General features: G+C 59.0%; 13 protein-coding genes and 2 pseudogenes. 8 read left to right on the top strand and 7 right to left on the bottom strand.

Translation table 11 applies throughout. The features are described 5' to 3' along the window. Positions 1 to 17: 17 nt before the first annotated feature. From sciP to LZ585_RS08990, 5 genes are all read right to left on the bottom strand, one after another. Positions 18 to 326, bottom strand: coding sequence for a CtrA inhibitor SciP (gene sciP / locus LZ585_RS09010; RefSeq protein ID WP_234853257.1), 309 nt, complete (start codon positions 324 to 326; stop codon positions 18 to 20). Between the two features lie 261 nt (positions 327 to 587). After that, on the bottom strand, positions 588 to 755 hold the full coding sequence (locus tag LZ585_RS09005; protein ID WP_234853256.1) for a hypothetical protein: 168 nt from the start codon (positions 753 to 755) through the stop codon (positions 588 to 590). Between the two features lie 458 nt (positions 756 to 1,213). Continuing rightward, positions 1,214 to 2,767, bottom strand: a complete 1,554-nt coding sequence (locus tag LZ585_RS09000; protein ID WP_234853255.1) for a GXWXG domain-containing protein — start codon at positions 2,765 to 2,767, stop codon at positions 1,214 to 1,216. A 215-nt stretch (positions 2,768 to 2,982) separates the two neighbouring features. Continuing rightward, positions 2,983 to 3,711, bottom strand: coding sequence for a hypothetical protein (locus LZ585_RS08995; RefSeq protein WP_234853254.1), 729 nt, complete (start codon positions 3,709 to 3,711; stop codon positions 2,983 to 2,985). Next, positions 3,708 to 4,334, bottom strand: a complete 627-nt coding sequence (locus LZ585_RS08990; RefSeq protein ID WP_234853253.1) for a hypothetical protein — start codon at positions 4,332 to 4,334, stop codon at positions 3,708 to 3,710. The genes LZ585_RS08995 and LZ585_RS08990 overlap by 4 nt, the downstream gene beginning before the upstream one ends. Positions 4,335 to 4,550: 216 nt before the next feature. On the opposite strand from LZ585_RS08990, the gene LZ585_RS08985 reads away from it, so the two are divergent. From LZ585_RS08985 to LZ585_RS08975, 3 genes are all read left to right on the top strand, one after another. Next, on the top strand, positions 4,551 to 7,847 hold the full coding sequence (locus LZ585_RS08985; protein WP_234853252.1) for a TM0106 family RecB-like putative nuclease: 3,297 nt from the start codon (positions 4,551 to 4,553) through the stop codon (positions 7,845 to 7,847). Positions 7,848 to 8,052: 205 nt separating this feature from the next. Next, positions 8,053 to 10,635: an AAA family ATPase gene (locus LZ585_RS08980; RefSeq protein WP_234853251.1), complete on the top strand. Its 2,583-nt coding sequence runs from the start codon at positions 8,053 to 8,055 to the stop codon at positions 10,633 to 10,635. 86 nt (positions 10,636 to 10,721) lie between these two features. Further along, positions 10,722 to 11,951, top strand: a complete 1,230-nt coding sequence (locus tag LZ585_RS08975) for an McrC family protein (protein WP_234853250.1) — start codon at positions 10,722 to 10,724, stop codon at positions 11,949 to 11,951. Between the two features lie 159 nt (positions 11,952 to 12,110). Here the strand turns inward: LZ585_RS08975 and LZ585_RS08970 are convergent, their stop codons facing one another. After that, positions 12,111 to 12,383 (bottom strand): hypothetical protein, encoded by a 273-nt coding sequence (locus LZ585_RS08970; protein ID WP_234853249.1) that lies wholly within the window; start codon positions 12,381 to 12,383, stop codon positions 12,111 to 12,113. Positions 12,384 to 12,609: 226 nt separating this feature from the next. Here LZ585_RS08970 and LZ585_RS08965 point away from each other — a divergent pair, with 226 nt between their 5' ends. The 3 genes from LZ585_RS08965 to istB all read left to right on the top strand — a co-directional run bounded on the left by LZ585_RS08965 (position 12,610) and on the right by istB (position 16,814). Then, complete coding sequence (locus tag LZ585_RS08965) at positions 12,610 to 14,439, top strand: UvrD-helicase domain-containing protein (protein ID WP_234853248.1); 1,830 nt, start codon at positions 12,610 to 12,612, stop codon at positions 14,437 to 14,439. A gap of 117 nt (positions 14,440 to 14,556) precedes the next feature. Continuing rightward, on the top strand, positions 14,557 to 16,053 hold the full coding sequence (gene istA / locus LZ585_RS08960) for an IS21 family transposase (protein WP_449301138.1): 1,497 nt from the start codon (positions 14,557 to 14,559) through the stop codon (positions 16,051 to 16,053). Further along, on the top strand, positions 16,050 to 16,814 hold the full coding sequence (gene istB / locus LZ585_RS08955) for an IS21-like element helper ATPase IstB (RefSeq protein WP_234853208.1): 765 nt from the start codon (positions 16,050 to 16,052) through the stop codon (positions 16,812 to 16,814). Before istA ends, istB begins: the two co-directional genes overlap by 4 nt. Positions 16,815 to 16,965: 151 nt before the next feature. Here istB and LZ585_RS08950 read toward each other — a convergent pair. Further along, a pseudogene (locus LZ585_RS08950) lies at positions 16,966 to 17,118 on the bottom strand (IS256 family transposase); the annotation flags it as partial. Positions 17,119 to 17,212: 94 nt separating this feature from the next. On the opposite strand from LZ585_RS08950, the pseudogene LZ585_RS08945 reads away from it, so the two are divergent. Then, positions 17,213 to 17,593 (top strand): annotated as a pseudogene (locus LZ585_RS08945) (helix-turn-helix domain-containing protein); the annotation flags it as partial. A gap of 82 nt (positions 17,594 to 17,675) precedes the next feature. Continuing rightward, positions 17,676 to 18,737: an IS630 family transposase gene (locus LZ585_RS08940; protein WP_234853247.1), complete on the top strand. Its 1,062-nt coding sequence runs from the start codon at positions 17,676 to 17,678 to the stop codon at positions 18,735 to 18,737. Positions 18,738 to 18,742: the final 5 nt, after the last annotated feature.

The raw sequence follows: 18,742 nt of genomic DNA, 5'->3' as shown, positions 1-18,742 counted from the left end.
CGAGCCTTCCTGGGTGGTTAGCCGATGCGACTTTCAGGTGCCGTATGGACTTGTGACCGTCTGTACTTCTGCAAGGCCGTGACCCTCAGCGCCGCCTTTCCATGAGCAGTGTTGGCGCGGCACCAAGCATCGAACTCCTCAGAAGAAAGCCCATAGCGCCTTAGTGCCTCGTCTCGGCTGATCAGGCCATGGCTCACGGCCAGAACCACCGTCTGCTTTCGACTGGCTACCCAGCGTGTGTCCGCATCCGGAAGATCCGCGGCGCTCAGGACACGTCCGTCATCAACCGTCACAATGCGGGGGGCTGAAGACTTTTTCACAAACATGGCAAACCTCTCACGTCACGCTTTACGAGTTCTGGCATTAATCATCTGAACGGTAGTCAGCTGAGCCGGTTTTTTTCATCGTGCTGGAGTTGAGGCCGGCACAGGTTCAGCATCCCTGGTTGTTGATACGCGGCTTGTTGCGGAGCTTTGTTAAACTCCGCTAGATGCTCCATCTGCTTATTATCCAACATGGAACCTCCGACCGTTTCGTCTCTTTTTAGGAGGGCCTTAACCACTTAGGCTTGCGCGTCCCAGGTCAGCTTAGCAGGTCCTGACAACACCCCACGACACGGCCTGATGCTGCAACCGATCCTGCAGATCGCGATATTCAATATTGTGAGAATAAGCGCCAATAGCGGAAAGGATCATCGTCAGGTCTTTCGCTGAGACAAACGGCCGAAGGTCGGCTTGCTGCTGGTTCTGGCTCATGGGAAAACATCCAAGTCACTCATTATGTACACGCATAACTAAACTGGGGCCTGGGCCTGTGAAAACCTGATCTTTCGCACAGGTTCCGGACGCGTTCAGTTCACGTGCGCGCTGATTGTCCTTGGTCGATCCTTTCGTGTGCCAAGATTTCAACCGTCAGACGTAGACGTAAGATCGACGTTTCAATCAGTTACATAACTGATCTGGAACAACGAGGTCTGTTAGTTTGGCTGCAGCATGGAGTAGGAACGTAGAACATCAGACTGCGCTTGGCGCGAGTAATTGTACAAAAGAATAGCCATAACGCAGAGAGCTACCGTTTGGGTTGAGAATGGCCGGAGGGGACGAGTTCGACCCCTACAAGGACTAAGCGACGAGGCGTGCTTGTCGCCCGCTGCACCGGTGTGAGACAGACCCGGCATTGCGATGGAGGTGGGGCCGTCGGACCCCAGAGTCCATCACTTCTCAGCGGTCAACAGGAAGAAGTAGGGCGGTACCGAACGGACCTGCATCAGCCCGAGCAAGCGGCTGTCGTCGATGCGGCGGAAGTGGTCGATGATCGGCTGGCGGTCGTAGATCATGGCGGTGCTGAGACAGTCCCGAAACTCGATGCGCGCCAAGCTTGCCGAAGGCCCACGTGCACGCAGAGTTCTGCGGACAAAGGCAAAACCAGCACGCGCGGGAATGCTCCGGGCGAGGCGGGGCCAGCGCAGGGCCACCGACAGGGGCAAACGGCTGGGATCGAGCGCAATGCCGGGGTGGAAGATCAGGGGGTGAACGCGCTCCTTGCTCTCGAAGCGCTTTCCCTGCCAGCCGAACCTCTCGAGAAGGCCGTCGAGCGGATGGCCAGTGGGCAGTTCCGAGCCCCGCCAGGTACCCGTCAGTTCCTCCATCTCGACGCCTGGTAGGCTGTCAAAGCGGGCGAGGGCTCTTTCGGTCGAGAGGCCATTGCTGTGCCATTGTTCCACCCAGTCCGGTTGTTCCTCCTCGGTGTTGGGCTCCCCGATGACCTCGCGAGGTGCCTGGGGGTCCAGCGCTGCGGCAAGTTCGGCGGAGATGCGCTCGGATGATCCAGCATAGCGGGCCGAGTAGTGAAAGCCGATGACACGACGTGCGCCAGAGGCTCGCGCAATCTCTCCGGCGGCGCGGGCAGTCAGGTGCGCCGTGACACGAGCACGGTCGCTGTCAGCGTCCGTAAAGGCGGCTTCTATGAACAGGTGATCGGCTCTACGGGCAAGACTAATGATCCTTCCTCGGTTCTCAACAGTGTCCGCCGCGTCAGTGACGTAGGCAACGCGCTGCCCTGGTTCGATATGAACGACACGCTCGCGGAGCTCGCCGAGGGGCATCTCGCCCTTTTGAGGTACCGCGATGCGTTGCTCGTCGGGGGCGCCCGTGCGGATAGCGGCTTTGGCGATCTCCAACCAGGGGCCGACCGGCACGCCGAGTTCTTCAAGTGCGGCCCGCCGAACGTTGATGCGAAGGCTTTCCTGTAGGGCAAAGGCAAGGGTGGAGATGCCACCGTGGTCCAGCGCCACCGCCTCGACCACGAGATTGTCCTCGGCAAGGACCAGGCCATCGCCAATTACAGGGGGCGGCAGGTCCCGGCGGCGAAACCCGTCGCGGGCGCGGAACTCGGCTGCTGCCGAGAGGCGCTGGCCGTCAAATTCTTGGACCGCGAGGCGGAAGTCGACGGACGTCGCGTTCAAGAGGTTCCAGCTAAAGGCGCCGAGCCGGCTTTCGGTCTGGCGCACGAACCCCGCTGGGCCGATGATTGTCAGGGGGCGCGGCCGGTTGAGGCGCAGGCGGAGGAGGGGATCAAAGCCTGCCACGTGGTCCATGTGGGCGTGCGAAACAAAGACATGACTGACGCGCAAAAGTTCTCGGGGCGTCAGGGGCTCAAGGCTGCCGAGGTCGAAAAGGACGGCACGGCGACCGAAACGGAAGTCGAGATAAACGCCAGGATCCCCATCGGGCGGGTTCACAAGGCGGGGCTGGACGAGCTGAGTCATGGTGACACCGTTACAGCAGGACCTCCTTGTGGACGGTCGTGGCCGATGCGGTCAATACGACGGCCGCTGGCAGGTTATTCCGGGGTTGTGATGCGCTTTGGGCCAGCAAAGAGCATCACCGATCCAGCTGCAGGTACACCAGGAAGATTGCCGGACACTCTCATCCCTGAAATCTAGTCTAGCGGTCGACTGGGCACGGGCTGAGGTCCTGACCCTCAAACAAGGTCAAGCAACGCATCGACTGCAAAGGCAGCACCTGCACTGATACCAGCCAATTCCAGTACCGACTTCATTTCGGCTCTGCTGGGCAGACGACCTTCGAGGGCAGAGCGCGCAACAAGGGCGCCACCGATGAGAGGCGACACCAGAAGTCCATCTTGGAGAAAATCGCCGATATCCTCACCAGCCAAGGTCTCCAGCGTTCTTCGGGTTTCCTCGGTAAGCGCTTCGTTGCTGAACCCGGACGTCATCACTTGGTCACCATAGATGCCGCCCAGCACCGCAGAAACCTCGCTTGTCGCCAAAACTTCGATGTCGGGATACCGCTCGAGGTGATCCATGATTGCATCCGGCGTCTGGACTGCTTTTAGCTGCACGTCGCGAATGACGTCGCCGTCCAAAATGAACTCGATGTCTGCCCCAGGGTGGTTCGTTGTGTCGAACAAGCAGGCCGATACATCATCCCCGTCGATGTTCTCAGCACGAGCGACCAATAATTCGTGGTAAATCCCCTTCACATTCGAAACCACGCCGCGCATTTGCTCTGGCGAAAGACCGGACAGGTAGCTTGCGAGCATGTCCTCATCGGCGTCGGCCAGCTTCTTCGTGGACCGGCGCAAGGCCGACAGCACCAGCTCCTGATCTTCGCTCCATCCATTGCGCCGTCCGGCAAGGACCTGGCCGAGCGTGATCGCCAATGTGACCGCTGCACTGCGACGCGTCATAGCGCTAATCTTCCCTGCAGAGCTTCCAGATTATTGAGGTGGCCGCGCAGCCGAACTCGGTTGTAGGTCGTCAACTCTGAGAAGGCTCCGTCAGCGAGCCGCTTCTGGACGGCCTCTCGAAGAGGTGTGATCCCTATACGGGAAAAGAGTTCCAGTTCCCTGCGCGCGAGCTCACGCCTAGAGGCCAGCGTTTCGTCGATTGCCTGAACTAGCGTGGTGATGGCAAGAACGACCTCTTGTTCCCTCTCCGAAAGGGTATCGCGACGGGTCTGCCCAAGCAGCGCACGTCTGACTTTCCGCGAACCATAAATCCCGGCGCCTATGGCTCCGGCACCAACGATAACGGCACCGGCCGCAGCTCCGCCTCCAGCGATGCCGCCGATCCAATATAGCGTCGCGGAGGTCTTGGCCGCGCCCGCCAGGCTTGCAAGTGCCGTACCGGTGGAAGCGCTTCCAAGCGTACCTACGATGCCCATGATTGTGCTGGCTGCGGTTGTACCTGCTAGCGTGCTGGTCGCCGCACCCAGGGCTACACCGGCCTTGTGGTCAGAAAGCTGCAGAATGCGTCCGGTGATCGCGGTAAGGAACGACCGTATTTCCCGCAGCGATTTGTCGTCTTGCATGAGCATCAACTTGGCACCTGTTTTGACCCGACCTTGCAATCGCTCTCGTTGAGCTACAAGCGCGAAGGGCGAAACAATCCAGACAGCGCGCGTGTCACAGAATGCTGGCGAAGTAAGCTATGGCTGCAAGCATTGACAGAGCGTAGAATGCTGAGGAGATTAGCCTTTATCGTGACGATTCCTACTGGGTTGCGCTCACTGAGGATTGGGTAGCCCATGCGGAACGTAGACGGGAACATCCTCCTTTCAGCAACCGACCTGATGCGGTTCATGGGCTGCGCCCATGCGACCTCGCTGGACCTGATGCACCTTCGCGGCGAAGGGCCGGAGCCAGGCACGGATAGCGAGGACGCCTCGCTGTTGCAAAAGCAGGGTGACGCGCATGAGGCTGCACATCTGGAACGACTGAAGGCATCGGGCCGACACGTTGTCGAAATCGCGCGAGGGACTTTGGCACAAGATGCCGCTGCAACGCGTAAGGCACTGGCAGACGGCGCCGAGGTCGTGTTCCAGGGAGCATTCCTGTCGGGGAACTTGGGCGGCTGGTCGGATTTCCTGCTGCGGGTTGATCGTCCCTCGGCGCTGGGTCCCTTCAGCTACGAGGTGGCAGACACCAAGCTCAAGCGACGACCGTACCCCAAGCATGTCCTGCAGCTGGTTCTCTACTCCGACATGCTGGCGGATATTCAAGGCGTGATGCCCGACGATGCTCATGTCGAATTGGGAACCGGAGAGCGCGCCACATTGCGGCTGGCCGACTACGCAGCCTATGCCCGAATGGCACGGAAACGGCTGGAAGACTTCGTGGCTGCGCCCAGCGCAACGCGTCCCGTTCCGACAGCCGATTGCGCCCTGTGTCGCTGGTCGGCGCATTGCGAAACCGTCTGGAAGGCCGAGGACAGTCTGTTTGGTGTAGCGGGTGTCAGTCGCACGCTGGTGAAGAAGCTGGAAGCGGCGGGCATCACGACAATGGCGGCGCTGGGCAGTCTCGATCAGCCGGTCCGCGGTGTAGCAGAAAGCACCCGACAGCGCCTCGTCGCCCAGGCGCGCCTGCAGCACGACCGCAAGACAGGAAAGCCCGCTTATCAGCTGCGCGCGCCTGAGCCGGGGAGGGGCTTCGACCTGCTGCCGGAACCCAGCGCCGGCGACATCTTCTATGACATCGAGGGCTATCCTCATGTCGAGGGTGGCCTGGAATACCTGCACGGGGTCTGGTGCGATGGGCAGTTCCGCGCCTTCTGGGCCCATGACCACAATGCGGAAGCTAAAGCGATGTCCAACCTGCTGGAGTTCTTCCGCGCAGGGATCGAGAGGCATCCGGGCGCGCGTATCTACCACTACGCCCCGTACGAGATCACTGCCCTGCGCCGCCTGACCACGAAATACGGGATTGGAGAAGCCTTTCTTGACCGGCTGCTGCGGGAGCGACGGTTCGTGGATCTCTTCGCAGTGGTGCGCGGCGGGCTGATCGCGTCAGAGCCAAACTATTCCATCAAGTCGATGGAGGTCTTTTATGGCCGTACGCGAGAGGGGGAGGTCAAGACCGCCGGTGGATCAGTCGTCGCCTACGAGCGCTGGCGCCAGACAGCCGACCAGCACGTCCTGGATGAGATCGAGGATTATAACCGCATCGATTGCATCTCCACCGAGGAGCTGCGGAACTGGCTTGTCGGCATCCGGCCTGCTGGACCTTGGCCCCAGTGGAGTGCTGACGCAGGCGCAAAGGAGGCGGAGGAAGATGCCGAGACACAAGCTCTGCGGGCCAATCTCGCCGCTTCGGGACTGCCCGAGGACCGGCAAGCGATGCTGTTCAACCTAGGTCTCTTCCACAAGCGCGAGGTCAAGCCCGCGCAGTGGGCCGTATTCGACAGTACCGCCAAGGATGAGGACGAATTGATAGACGATCTTGATGCCTTGGCCGGACTAGAGGCGATCGGACCTGTGGAGCCGATCAAGCGCTCCTTTGCACGTCACTATCGCTTTCCCTCTCAGGAGACGAAACTGCGAACCGGAAAGAAGGCGACAGTCCCGGTGTTCGACGGACCGCCTGTCTCTGTCACCATCGAGGAAATGGACCGCAGGGCCCGGCAGGTCACGATCAAGGCGGGACCGGGCAAGAACCATCTGCTGGCCGACCGGCTGACACTGCACCCGGACTGGCCGCTTGACACCAAGGTAATCGCAGAGGCCGTGCGCGACGTGGTCGCGGACCAATGTGGCCCCCGGACCTATGGGGCCGTCGATGATCTCCTGTCGCGTGCGGCTCCACGACTGAGCACCGGACCCAGCGCTGACCTGCTGGGTGGAAGTGATCCGGTTGCAGGCAGCATTGCGGCTGTCGGGGCGATGAATGAAACCGTGCTGCCGATCCAGGGACCACCCGGCACTGGCAAGACCTACGTCACTGCGCGAACGATCCTGTCGCTTGTGCGAAAGGGCGCACGCATCGGCGTGGCTTCGAACAGCCATGAAGCCATCCGCAATGTGCTGATGGGCTGCCTGAGCGCGCTCGAGGATAATGATCTGCCGAGCACGCCCGACCTGGTCCATAAGGTCTCGGGTGGCGAAGACGGTTATCCGGACAACTGCCCGATCCTGCGCACCACCGACAACGCCCAGGCCGCAGCGGGTGGCGACGTGGTCGGCGGCACGGCGTTCTTCTTTGCCAGGGACGAAAACGTGCAGGCCTTCGACTGGCTGTTCGTGGACGAGGCGGGGCAGGTGGGTCTTGCCAATATGGCCGCCATGGGCCGCGCTGCGCGCAACATCGTGCTGGTCGGCGACCCACGTCAGTTGCCCCAGGTCATTCAAGGATCACATCCCGAGCCGGCGAACCTCTCCTGCCTCGAGTGGATGCTGGGAGATCATTCAACCGTTCCGGCTGACCGGGGCATCTTCCTGCCCATCTCGCGGCGGATGCATCCGGAGGTCTGCCGGTTCATCTCGGATCAGGTCTATGAGGGCCGGCTGGAGAGCCATCCTGACGCCGAACGACAGGGTGTGGCCGGCACGTGCTTTCCAAGCGCCGGAGCCTTCTGGCTGCCAGTATTACATGAAGGCAATGCCCAGATCGCCATTAAGGAAGTCGCCGCCGTCCGGGCAGCCACAGCCGAACTGCTGCAGGGTACATGGACTGACAAGGACGGCACCACGCGTCCCCTGCGCGTGAGCGACATCATCGTCGTTGCTCCCTACAACGCACAGGTCAACGCTCTGGGCGATGCGCTGCCAAGAGGCATTCGCGTCGGCACGGTGGACAAGTTTCAAGGTCAGGAGGCGCCGGTCTGCCTGGTGTCGATGACCGCCTCATCGGCTGATGAAACCGCTCGGGGAATGGAGTTTCTGTTTTCGCTCAATCGGATCAACGTGGCGGTTTCACGAGCCAAGGGGCTGGCGCTGGTGTTTGGCAATCCCGGTCTGCGCGAGACGAAATGCGAGACCGTCGAGCAGATGCGGCTGGTCAATACGTTATGTGCGCTGCCTAGCGTTGCAGTGGAGAAGGGTACTGTATGACTGAGGAAGAAGAATGGCTGGTGATCCGAAAGGAACAAGCCTTGGCATTCGGGAAGCGCGTTCCGGATGGTTTCCTGGTTCGGGCAGGGTCCACCGCAATGCGCGAGGGCTCTCCCACTGTTAAACGAAATCGCACGAACGTGATCATCTGGTCTCATCTGGCGTCCTCGTCCCGGACGATAACCCAGCGCTGCTCCGGTTCGCAGTGGATCATGTCTTCAGCAGTATCAGCACAGCAGCGGGAGTTGTCATCGACGGTAACAGCCATGGCGACCACTGGAAGGAAGACGGTTCTTTGACAGCGGTCGCCACAGGTCTCGCCTCACTCCAAGCATTGCTCAGCCTCCTGACCCGCAAAGAGATAGACGCTGCGATGGGCGACTGCGAAGCCCTTGGGCTCAGTACGTTCTTGGCACGTGGAGGCTTCGTTCGTCCGCAGGTTTGGGTTAAGAGCTTGACGGGCAGCCAGTCCTATCCAGCCAAAGCAACTGTGGCTGCGGCGCTGGGTTATCTGCCGGACGGGCGTGCATTGTCTGCCAAGGAATTCTTCAACGGCTTTGGCGAGACGCAAGCCTTTGCCAGACTGGAGGAGCTGGGATACGAGGTTTTCCGCAAGGGCTTGGGCTCCGGCTCTGGCGACCTGTCCCGTGGGTATGTCGAAGCCGCAATGGACGCCTTCGACAGGTATCGCGCCCGAGGAGAACAAAAGGATTTCTTCGAGGATTTTGGCAGCCCGGCAAAGTACTGGGTGAGGTCAACGCGGGTACGCAAGAGACGAGTCTATCCGACCAAGCCTATATTCGGCTTTGCCACGGAAACAAAGGCGCATGATGTGCATGGTGGATGGAACAAGCCGACCGGACCAGTCACCCTGCTTCACAACGCTGGTTTCATCATTGTGGATGAGGACGACAGACCATTCGCACCTCCCAAACTTGATTACATGATTGGTGACGCTGACCGTATACGTCTGTGCGCAGCAAACTACTTCATTGAACCCGCACGTGAACTGGGTGCCACTACAGTTTCTATCCGGGCGAGCGAACTTGCCGCGGCAATGGGTCTTCAAGATGCATTTCCTAATATCTGCCAAGTGCTCGAGGGCAGAAAACTTCAGCAGTTAGCCCAAGTGCCGCCGCCTATCCACACGCTGCCTAACCCCAGTAGCTCAACCATCTTCACCTACAAGCTCCAAGGGCAAGCGGAGACCGCGATCGTGACAGACCCAATGGAAATCTCATTGCCTTCAGCAACAAACCTGATCATTTACGGCCCCCCTGGCACCGGCAAGACCTACGCCACGGCTTGGGAGGCGGTGCGCCTTTGCTTGGGCGAGACCTCGGCCGAACCGTTGCGCGATGACCGCAATGCCCTGATGACCGAATATCGCCGCCTTGCTGGCGAAGGTCGGATCGAATTCGTAACCTTCCACCAATCCATGTCTTACGAGGAGTTCGTCGAAGGATTGCGGCCTGATACCGGCGAAGACAACGATCTCGCAATAACTGAAAGTGGCACGGGCTTCCGCCTGAAGCCTTACGACGGCGTCTTCAAGCGCATCAGCGAGCGAGCCCGGCTAGATGCAGGGCAGGAGAACACACCGGGACGGCTGGACCGCTCTGCTCGGGTATTCAAGGTGGCTTTGGGCCGGCGGCATACCCAAGAGGACCGGGTACGTTTCGGTCTGGAGACTGGCCTAATCCATGTTGGCTGGGGCGGAGATATCGACTGGTCCGACGAGCGCTACGATGAGCTCAGCGAAATTCTAGCCGAGTGGCGGGCTCGAAAGGAGCCTGAAGCGAACGGGCACAACGGCAATGTGGTGATCACTTGGTCGTTCCGATCAGACATGCAGGTGGGAGACTACGTCGTCGTCTCGGATGGCCGCGACCGGATCCGGGCGTTCGGCAGAGTGACCGGCGAGTACTTCTATGAGGCGGATGCTTCATTTCATCCCCACCGCCGAGGTGTGGAGTGGATTTGGCATGACAAGGCGGGGATCGAGCGGAGCCGCATTTATCCGAACCCATTCAGACAACATTCGGTCTACAAACTGGACCAGTCGCTCGTAGACTGGGACGAGCTTGAGACGCTTGTTCCGGAAATCAAGGCGCCTTCTGTCGGCCAAGGCGCGCGCGACCACGTCTTGATCATCGACGAGGTGAACCGCGCCAACATCTCAAAGGTCTTCGGCGAGCTGATAACCCTGCTGGAGCCAGACAAGCGCCTGGGAGTGACAAATGAAATTCGGCTGACGCTGCCTTATTCCAAGAAGTCCTTCGGCGTGCCCGCAAACCTTCACATCATCGGCACGATGAATACCGCGGACCGATCCATCGCGCTGTTGGATACCGCGCTGCGCCGCCGTTTCACGTTTCGCGAGTTGATGCCGGACCCGACTGTGCTGGCTGCTAATGTTGAAGGTATCAACCTGCAGAAGCTGCTACGCACAATCAACGAGCGGATCGAGTATCTCTTCGATCGCGAGCATCAGATCGGTCATGCCTATTTCACCGGCTGCGCAACACGGGACGATGTCGAGGCCGTCATGCGCCACAAGGTCATCCCCCTGTTGGCCGAGTACTTCTATGAAGACTGGTCTAAAGTTGCTGCCGTTCTTGGCGATACGAAGCAGGACAAGCCACGCTTCCTCGTGCGCGAGGACATGACTGCGCCCGAAGGGATGGAAAGCGACTCGTTCGCCGGTCCCCGGCAACGCTGGCGCGTCAAGGCGGAGCGGGACAGCAGTGGACACGGAGGTTTCGACTTCGCTGAGTTCGAAGCCTGATGCCCGCTTTCAGCGTGCTTGAATATAGGTCGCTGCCTCACGGCGAGGGGCCAGGTTGCATTCCTGCACATCTTGCATCTCGCCTGGTGGCTGCTGCGCAGAGGTCAACCTTTGCAGGCCGAGGTGAGAGTGGTGTACTGGAGGATCAGCGGCATGCCTTGCGCGCGCGTGGGGTAGTGGGCGTCATTTCCGCTGAGGATTGCAGCCTGGAGATCCTCCCGAAGATCGATGTTGAAGCAGTTGAAGGATCGGCCGAGGAGCGCGGTGAAATTCGTAAGCGCCTTGTGCACATGCTTGCCATAGCACTTGATCTGAAGATCGAGACAGGGCGGCTGACGGATCTGGCTTGGCAGCAGGAAACGCTTCTCGAGATCCTGATCCGGATCTTCTGCGACAAGCTCACTGAAGCGGTTCGGCGTGGCATGCTGCGACGATACCTCGCGCAAGAGGACGACCTTCGCGCCCTGCGCGGCACGCTAGACCTCCCGCGCCAATTCACCCGCCATGTGGCAAATCCAAGCCGTCTCGCCTGTCGCTTCGACGAGTTGTCAGAGGACATCGCGCTGAACCGCATCATGAAGGCAACCGTTACACATCTATCCAGAATGTCGCGCAGTGCCGCAAACCTCCAAAGACTGCGCGAGCTTGCCTTTGTCTATGCTGACATATCGACGGTGCCGGTATTTGCTCTGGGCTGGAGCGAGGTGGTCATAGACCGAACCAACCGGACCTGGCAGGACTTGTTGGGAATGGCGCAGCTGTTTCTCCGCAATCGCTATCAAACGACCAGCACGGGTTCAGGGCAAGGAACAGCACTCCTGTTCGAGATGAACATGCTGTTCGAGGAGTATGTCGGCCGACAGGTTAAGCAGGCCCTTGCCGGCACCGGGCTTGATGTGAGGCTGCAAGGTGGAAGGCTTTACTGTCTGACTGCGCAGGAAGACGGGCGAGGGGTGTTTCAGACGAAACCCGATATCCTGATCTTCCGCGGCGCTGATGTCGTCCATGTCATTGATACGAAGTGGAAGATGATTTCGCCTCGAGTTGACGATCCGAAACAAGGTGTTTCACAGGCAGATATCTATCAGATGATGGCCTACGCTCATCTTTATAAAGCACCGCGGCTGACGCTTCTTTACCCCCATCATCATGGGCTTGGTGCTTCAGAGGGGATCCAAGGCAAGTTTCAGATTACAGGACAAAACAAAGTTCTTGAGACAGCAAGCATCGATGTGGCTGGGAGAAACGATCCCTTGGTACGGGTGAGAAACATGATAATTTCGGTAAAAATCGAGGAAGACAGTACCTCCTTATAACGGCGATTGTTCCTTATTATGGTAAAGCTGATTTCTCCGAAAGGCACGAGACTGGCCAAGGTTCACAATAAATCCACCAATTAACACCATACGACGTGATTCAGAAGACTATTATCTTGTCGTGTTATGTTAGTTTGATCATCCTGTAAGCGAAAGGTTTCAGAGAAGGTACCAAATGTCTCCCACCACTATGACCGCCCCCGTCAGCGGCGTGCCTAGCGGATTTTCACCGCGAGTGTCGTTGAGCGCGGCGCCTACGAAAACCTCAGCGAACACATCCGCAAAGTGACTCGACGTAAAAAAGGGCGGGCGAAACGAGGGGCCAGTGACTGCCGGAAGGCCGAAGTCAACTGCAAATTCGCGGCGGCTAAAATCAGGGAACAGCTCTGCAGCGCCGCCGAGGTGATGGCCCAGAGCTGGTCCATAGCTCATTCTCCGCGTCAAAGAAGCAGTTTCGGCGCGGCTCTACGAGGTCTACCGATATACGCGGGACGAGTAGGGCGAGGCGCAGACCAAACCTACATCACCGGTCTGTTCATTGCATTCGATTAAATCGAGCGCCGCATTGCACCGAACGTTCCATGCAGAAGGAGCACTGCATCCTACTATTTTGGTACAAATGGCGTGAACATAACGAAAAGTCTAATGAGATTGACAGATGGTTAAACAATTTCAGCAAGAAAAATCAGTAAAGCAGAGCGTTGCACTTCTTCGTCACAAGGATTTTGACGCATCTCTCCACAAATTATTTAAACTTGGAGGGCAAAATAGGAAGCGGTATGAGAAAGCCACCGGCATTATTGAGGCAATTGATTACAGCGGACTGGATGATCTGAAGAGATTTCGTGTTACCAACCATGGTGAGAGCAGAATCAAGTCATGTGTGAAATTCGACCTTGGCGATGGTTTTCGGCTGATTACTCAACAGGCCAACAAGTTCGTAGTGCTGCTGTTTGTCGGAAACCATGCCTCCTGTGAGGACTGGCTGAACAGAAACAGGGGGCTTGAGGTGGCCTTCGATAAGGAGGCTGGGACCCTTCGGACGATTTACAAATCTACTCCTGAACAAGGCGTCGTCTTGTCTCCCTCGCCTCGACCCTCTGAAGGACCGATCATTGAAAAATTGCCCTTACCTCGGCTCGATGAGCTCCTGGAAAATGTAACGCCAAGAACCGTCCTGAAATTGAGTCAGCTCGATGGAGCCGTGACGGCAAACGAAATCAACGTGATCTGTCAGGAAATCTCGGCGACCTGCAGGCGGCACCTCGTTCAGGACGTTCTCTGCCATTTGGCCGCGGATGATGTCGAGAACGCCGAACTTCGGCTTGATGAATTCTTGGGTCGAACCAAAACGATTGAGAATAGCGAGATGTCGGAGGTGCTCGCAGTCAAGAACGGCGACACGATCAGGCGTCTTGTTGTTGGCTCTAAAGAATATGACGAGTGGCTGAAACGCTTCTCCCTCGAGGGCTCCCATCTTGAGTGGATGCTGTTCATGCATCCTGAACAGGAAAGAATTGTTAACGAGGACTTCCAAGGCGCTTCACAGCTCTCCGGTGTTTCAGGTTCTGGCAAAACATGCATTGCGGTACGTCGTGCACTCCGGCTCGCTGGCTTCAGCGAAGATGAAAAGGTTCTCCTAGTGACGTTAAACCGGAGTCTCGCGGGCCTAATTTCAAAACTGGTAGACGCAGCGGCGGATGCTGAGGAATTGCGGGCGCGTGTGAAGGTGACATCGTTTTTCGAGTTGTGCCAGGAGCTGCTTTGTGAGTTTGAACCCGACAGATTGCATTATTACGATGCCGTCTCTTGGAAGCTGAATGAACACATCGATGAGGTGTTCAGGGAGTACTACCGTTGCTGGACAAACTCCCGAACGGCCGAGGTGCTCACGCCGATACATCGGAGCCTTTGCGCACAAGGCATCAATTCGGAAGCGTATCTTCGCGAGGAGTTTGACTGGATTCGCAGCGCGCTGCCTCCAGATGCGAGAATGGACTATTCCTTCGCCAAAAAGACGCAGCGGCTGGGCCGCACGCATCCGATACAAGAGGAGTGGCGCAGAGCTATCCTGAAGGGTTTGGAAAGCTGGGAGCAGAAGATGGAGCACGTTGGGGTCATTGACTACCTGGGGCTGACCACCGCGTTGTTGCGTTATAAGGACAAGCTCTCAGATCGCTTCACGAAGGTTGTTATCGACGAGGCGCAGGACTTTGGGACAATGGAGCTCTCGATCTTGAGGCAATTGGTCCCGACCGGCCCCAATGATATCTTCCTGTGTGGGGATATCGCTCAGCACATCCTGCCCAAGCATCGTGTCCTTCCGGAAGCTGGAATCGACATCGGAGGCCGGAGACGTAGAATTCAGCGCAACTATCGTAACACGAGACAGATTCTGGAGGCGGCATATCATGTGCTGTATCAGAACCTGCACGATGAAATGTTAGATCGTCCTGAGAAGGATCTTGAAATTCTAGATCCAAAGTGAGAACGGCAGTGAGAAATTAGTCCACGGAAGCGGCGGCATGGAGCTGCTGCGGGCGGCGTAAAAGTCGTCCACCCTTTCCCTTTCTGCGACAGCAGGGAGGGTGCGAGGATTTTCAGCGTGGAACTATATCTCAGGGTTCGCCAGGCCTGCGCGGCGGGCATGAGCCAGCGTCAGGCGGCGAAGGCCTTCAACATCTCCCGTGATACGGTTGCGAAGATGATGACGTTCTCGGTGCCGCCGGGCTACCGGCGGACGGCCGAGGTCAGGCGGCCGAAGCTTGATCCTTTCGTCCCGATCATCGAGGGCTGGCTTGAGGCGGATCGCTCCATGCCACGCAAGCAGCGGCACACCGCGAAGCGGGTGTTCGACCGGCTGCGTGACGAATGCGAGTTCACCGGCGGCTACACGATCATCAAGGATTACATCCGGGAGCGGGAACGGCGGGGCCAGGAAGTGTTCGTGCCGCTGGCGCATCCTCCGGGCCATGCGCAGGCCGACTTCGGCGAGGCGATGGTCAGGATTGGCGGTGTCGAGCAAAAGGCGCATTTCTTCGTGCTGGACCTGCCGCATAGCGACGCCTGTTACGTCCGCGCCTATCCGGCGGCTGTGGCCGAGGCTTGGGTGGATGGCCATATCCACGCCTTTGCCTTCTTTGGGGCGGTCCCCCAGTCGATTGTCTATGACAATGACAGATGCCTGGTGGCGAAGATCCTGCCCGATGGCACCCGTAAGCGGGCCGTCCTGTTCAGCGGCTTTCTGTCGCATTACCTGATCCGGGACCGCTACGGCCGTCCTGGCAAAGGGAACGACAAGGGGAATGTCGAAGGGTTGGTGGGCTATTGCCGCCGCAACTTCATGGTGCCGCTCCCCGAGTTCCCGACGTGGGAGGCGTTCAACCTTTGGCTGGAAGAGCAATGCCGCAAGCGCCAGCAGGATGTCCTGCGCGGCGAAAGCGAAACAATCGGCGAGCGGTTGCAACGCGATCTGGCAGAGATGCGATCCTTGCCTGCGTCACCCTTTGACGCCTGCGACCAAGACACCGGCCGCGTCTCGTCCCAGTGTCTGGTGCGCTACAAGACCAACGACTACTCGGTGCCGGTTGCTTATGGTCATCAGGATGTCTGGATCCGGGCTTATGTCCACGACGTGGTGATCGGCTGTCGGGGCGAGGTCATTGCCCACCATCCCCGGTGCTGGGACCGCGAAGAATTCATCTTCGATCCGATCCACTACCTGCCGCTGCTGGAGCAAAAGATCAACGCACTCGACCAGGCCGCGCCGTTGCACGGCTGGGAGCTTCCCGAGGAATTCGCCACGTTGCGCCGTCTGATGGAAGCCCGCATGAACCGGCATGGCCGACGCGAATACGTCCAGGTCCTGCGGTTGCTGGAAACTTTCGACCTGGCTGATCTGCATGCCGCGGTGAAGCAGGCGCTTCAGATGGGCGCGATTGGCTTTGACGCCGTAAAGCACCTGCTGCTTTGTCGTGTAGAACGCCGTCCGGCCCGACTGGACCTGGACTGCTATCCCTATCTGCCCAAGGCCACGGTCGAGAAGACCAAGGCCGGTTCCTACATGCGGCTGTTGTCAGGCAATGCGGAGGACGCGGCATGAACGATGTCCCGGAAATCCTGCTCGCCCATCACCTCAAGGCGCTGAAGCTGCCGACGTTTCTGCGGGAACATCAGAAGCTGGCCCGGCAATGCGCGGCCGAAGGCATGGACCATGTCCGATACCTCGCCCGGCTTGTTGAGCTGGAGTTGATCGACCGGGAGCGGAGGATGGTCGAACGCCGCATCAAGGCCGCCAAATTCCCCACTGTCAAAAGCCTCGACAGCTTCGACTTCAGCGCCATACCGAAGCTCAACAAGATGCAGGTGCTGGAACTGGCGCGGTGTGAATGGATCGACCATCGCGAGAACGTCATTGCCCTCGGCCCAAGTGGCACGGGCAAGACGCACATTGCCCTTGGCCTCGGACTGGCAGCTTGCCAAAAGGGGCTCTCTGTTGGCTTCACCACCGCCGCGAGCCTGGTCAGTGAGATGATGGAGGCCCGCGACGAGCGCCGCCTGCTTCGCGTTCAGAAGCAAATGGCCGGTTACAAGCTGCTCATCATCGACGAGCTGGGCTTCGTGCCGCTGTCCAAGACCGGTGCCGAATTGCTGTTCGAACTGATCTCGCAACGCTACGAGCGCGGCTCGACCCTGATCACCAGCAATCTGCCCTTTGATGAATGGACCGAGACCTTCGGCTCCGAGCGCCTCACCGGCGCACTGCTCGACCGGCTGACACACCACGTCAGCATCCTCGAGATGAACGGCGAGAGCTATCGCCTCGCCAACAGCACTGCCCGAAAGCGGCAACAAAAGTCCTGAGATCAGATCGCTCGTTTTGGCCCAAAGAGGCCAATGCGCCATGGCACGCGCTAGCTATTGGTAAGCGCGCGCGCCATGGCGCCGGCCACCGCCACCTGACCTGGTCTTACGCCGCCGCGTGGCCGGATTTTACGCCGCCGTTGACAGGCAGGATCTCTTCGGCGTGCTGCGCGACAAAGGCGTCGGCCTCGGCCCGCAGCGCGGCAGCCAGCATCCGGCGTGCCCCGTCGCGAGCGATCTCGGTCAGCGGGTCCTCAACAGATTCCGGCTGACGAAGGGGGACGATGTCTGTAGTCTTCTCCATGGCGTATCGTTCCTTTTGGAAGTTCTGGCAGGCTTCAGCACCCGCCACGATACGCCGCCCTCTCAAACCCCGTCACCCATTTCCCCGAATAGCTCTGCTTGCGCTGGCGCATGTGCTTGACGGGCGAAGCCGGACGGAAGCGGCACAAAGCTGCGGTATGGATCGGCAGACGCTGCGTGACTGGGTTCATCGTTACAATGCCGAAGGGCTGGCCGGCCTTGTCGATCGGCCGCTTTCCGGGCGGCCAGCGCGGCTCAGCGCCGAGCAGATGCGCGAACTTGCCGTGATCGTCGAAACGGGGCCTGACCCGTCGACGGATAAGGTCGTGCGTTGGCGTCGGATTGACCTCTGCAACGTGGTTGACCAGCGGTTTGGCATTCGCGTGGCGGAGAGGACCATGAGCGCGATCCTTCACCGGCTCGGCTTTGCGCGTCTCTCAGTCCGGCCGCGCCATCCGCAGGCCGATGGCGAAGCGCAAGCGGTATATATACTCGGAGTCCTGCGGCAGCCGAATTTGGTGACTTGACGGCTGGGTTTGGAACGATTCAGCTACGCCTATGATCCGCCCCGGCTTTCTTTCCTCAGCAGACCGCCTCGAGCTTGAGGCGTGCGTGCGTCGTCAGCGCGAGGACCACGGCATTGCCCGCCGGGCAAATGCGATCCTGCTGCTCGACGACGGGGAAAGCTGTGCCCGGATCGCAAAATTTCTCTATCTGGACGACGATACCATTCGGGGCTGGCATAAAACCTACCTGCAAGATGGTTGGGATGCGCTTGCCTACGACGGCTGGAAAGGCGGCCAGTCCCGTATGACGCAGGCACAGGAGACTGCGCTGTGCGCATGGCTGCAAGTGCGCTTCTGTCGCTCGACGGTCGAGATCAGGGCTCACCTCGCGGCTGAGTGCGGTCTGAACTACTCCCATTCTGGCTGCATCAAACTTCTCGCCCGACTGGGCTTTGAATACCGCAAGCCCAAGCCTCTGCCGCGCGTGGCATCTGCGGAAAAGCAGACAGCTTTCATCGCATTCTACGAACGCCTGATGCGTGAGTTACCAGCAGATGAAGCCGTCTACTTCGCCGATGCGGTGCATCCGGAATACCAGACCAAGCCTGCATTCGGCTGGGTGAAGGTGGGATCAAATCCAGCGGTTCTCAGCACAGCAGGGCGCGGTCGTGTGAACATTCATGGGGCTGTAAACCTCGAAACTTTCGATGCACCCTTTGTCGAGCCCACAACCGTCGACGGGGTCAGTGCCGTGCAGCTTCTCACCAAGATCGAGGAGCGCAACCCTGACAAGCGCATCATTCATGTCATCTGGGACAACGCTGCCTACCACAAAGGACCCGATGTCAGAGCCTTCCTCGCCAAGACAGCTTGCCGTATCCATCTGATCCAGCTGCCACCCTATTGCCCTCATCTCAATCCGATTGAGCGGCTTTGGGCTGTCTTGCATCAATACGTTACCCACAACCGCTACTACCCAAGTCAGAAGCAGTTCGCCGACGCCATCCTTGCATTCATGCGTGAAACCATCCCGCAGGAATGGACAAAATTCCGCGACAAGGTCTCCGACAACTTCCGCGTCATAACCCACGAGAACTTTCGGGTTTTGCAGTAGAAGCG

This window comes from Paracoccus everestensis (genome assembly GCF_021491915.1).
GTDB classification, from domain to species: Bacteria; Pseudomonadota; Alphaproteobacteria; order Rhodobacterales; family Rhodobacteraceae; genus Paracoccus; species Paracoccus everestensis.
This window is presented reverse-complemented; position numbering and strand designations above follow the sequence as displayed.

Coding starts and splice junctions, on each gene's coding strand:
- sciP (WP_234853257.1), bottom strand. CDS start 326: ATGTTTGTGAAAAAGTCTTCAGCCCCCCGCATTGTGACGGTTGATGAC.
- LZ585_RS09005 (WP_234853256.1), bottom strand. CDS start 755: ATGAGCCAGAACCAGCAGCAAGCCGACCTTCGGCCGTTTGTCTCAGCG.
- LZ585_RS09000 (WP_234853255.1), bottom strand. CDS start 2,767: ATGACTCAGCTCGTCCAGCCCCGCCTTGTGAACCCGCCCGATGGGGAT.
- LZ585_RS08995 (WP_234853254.1), bottom strand. CDS start 3,711: ATGACGCGTCGCAGTGCAGCGGTCACATTGGCGATCACGCTCGGCCAG.
- LZ585_RS08990 (WP_234853253.1), bottom strand. CDS start 4,334: ATGCAAGACGACAAATCGCTGCGGGAAATACGGTCGTTCCTTACCGCG.
- LZ585_RS08985 (WP_234853252.1), top strand. CDS start 4,551: ATGCGGAACGTAGACGGGAACATCCTCCTTTCAGCAACCGACCTGATG.
- LZ585_RS08970 (WP_234853249.1), bottom strand. CDS start 12,383: ATGAGCTATGGACCAGCTCTGGGCCATCACCTCGGCGGCGCTGCAGAG.
- LZ585_RS08965 (WP_234853248.1), top strand. CDS start 12,610: ATGGTTAAACAATTTCAGCAAGAAAAATCAGTAAAGCAGAGCGTTGCA.
- istB (WP_234853208.1), top strand. CDS start 16,050: ATGAACGATGTCCCGGAAATCCTGCTCGCCCATCACCTCAAGGCGCTG.
- LZ585_RS08940 (WP_234853247.1), top strand. CDS start 17,676: ATGATCCGCCCCGGCTTTCTTTCCTCAGCAGACCGCCTCGAGCTTGAG.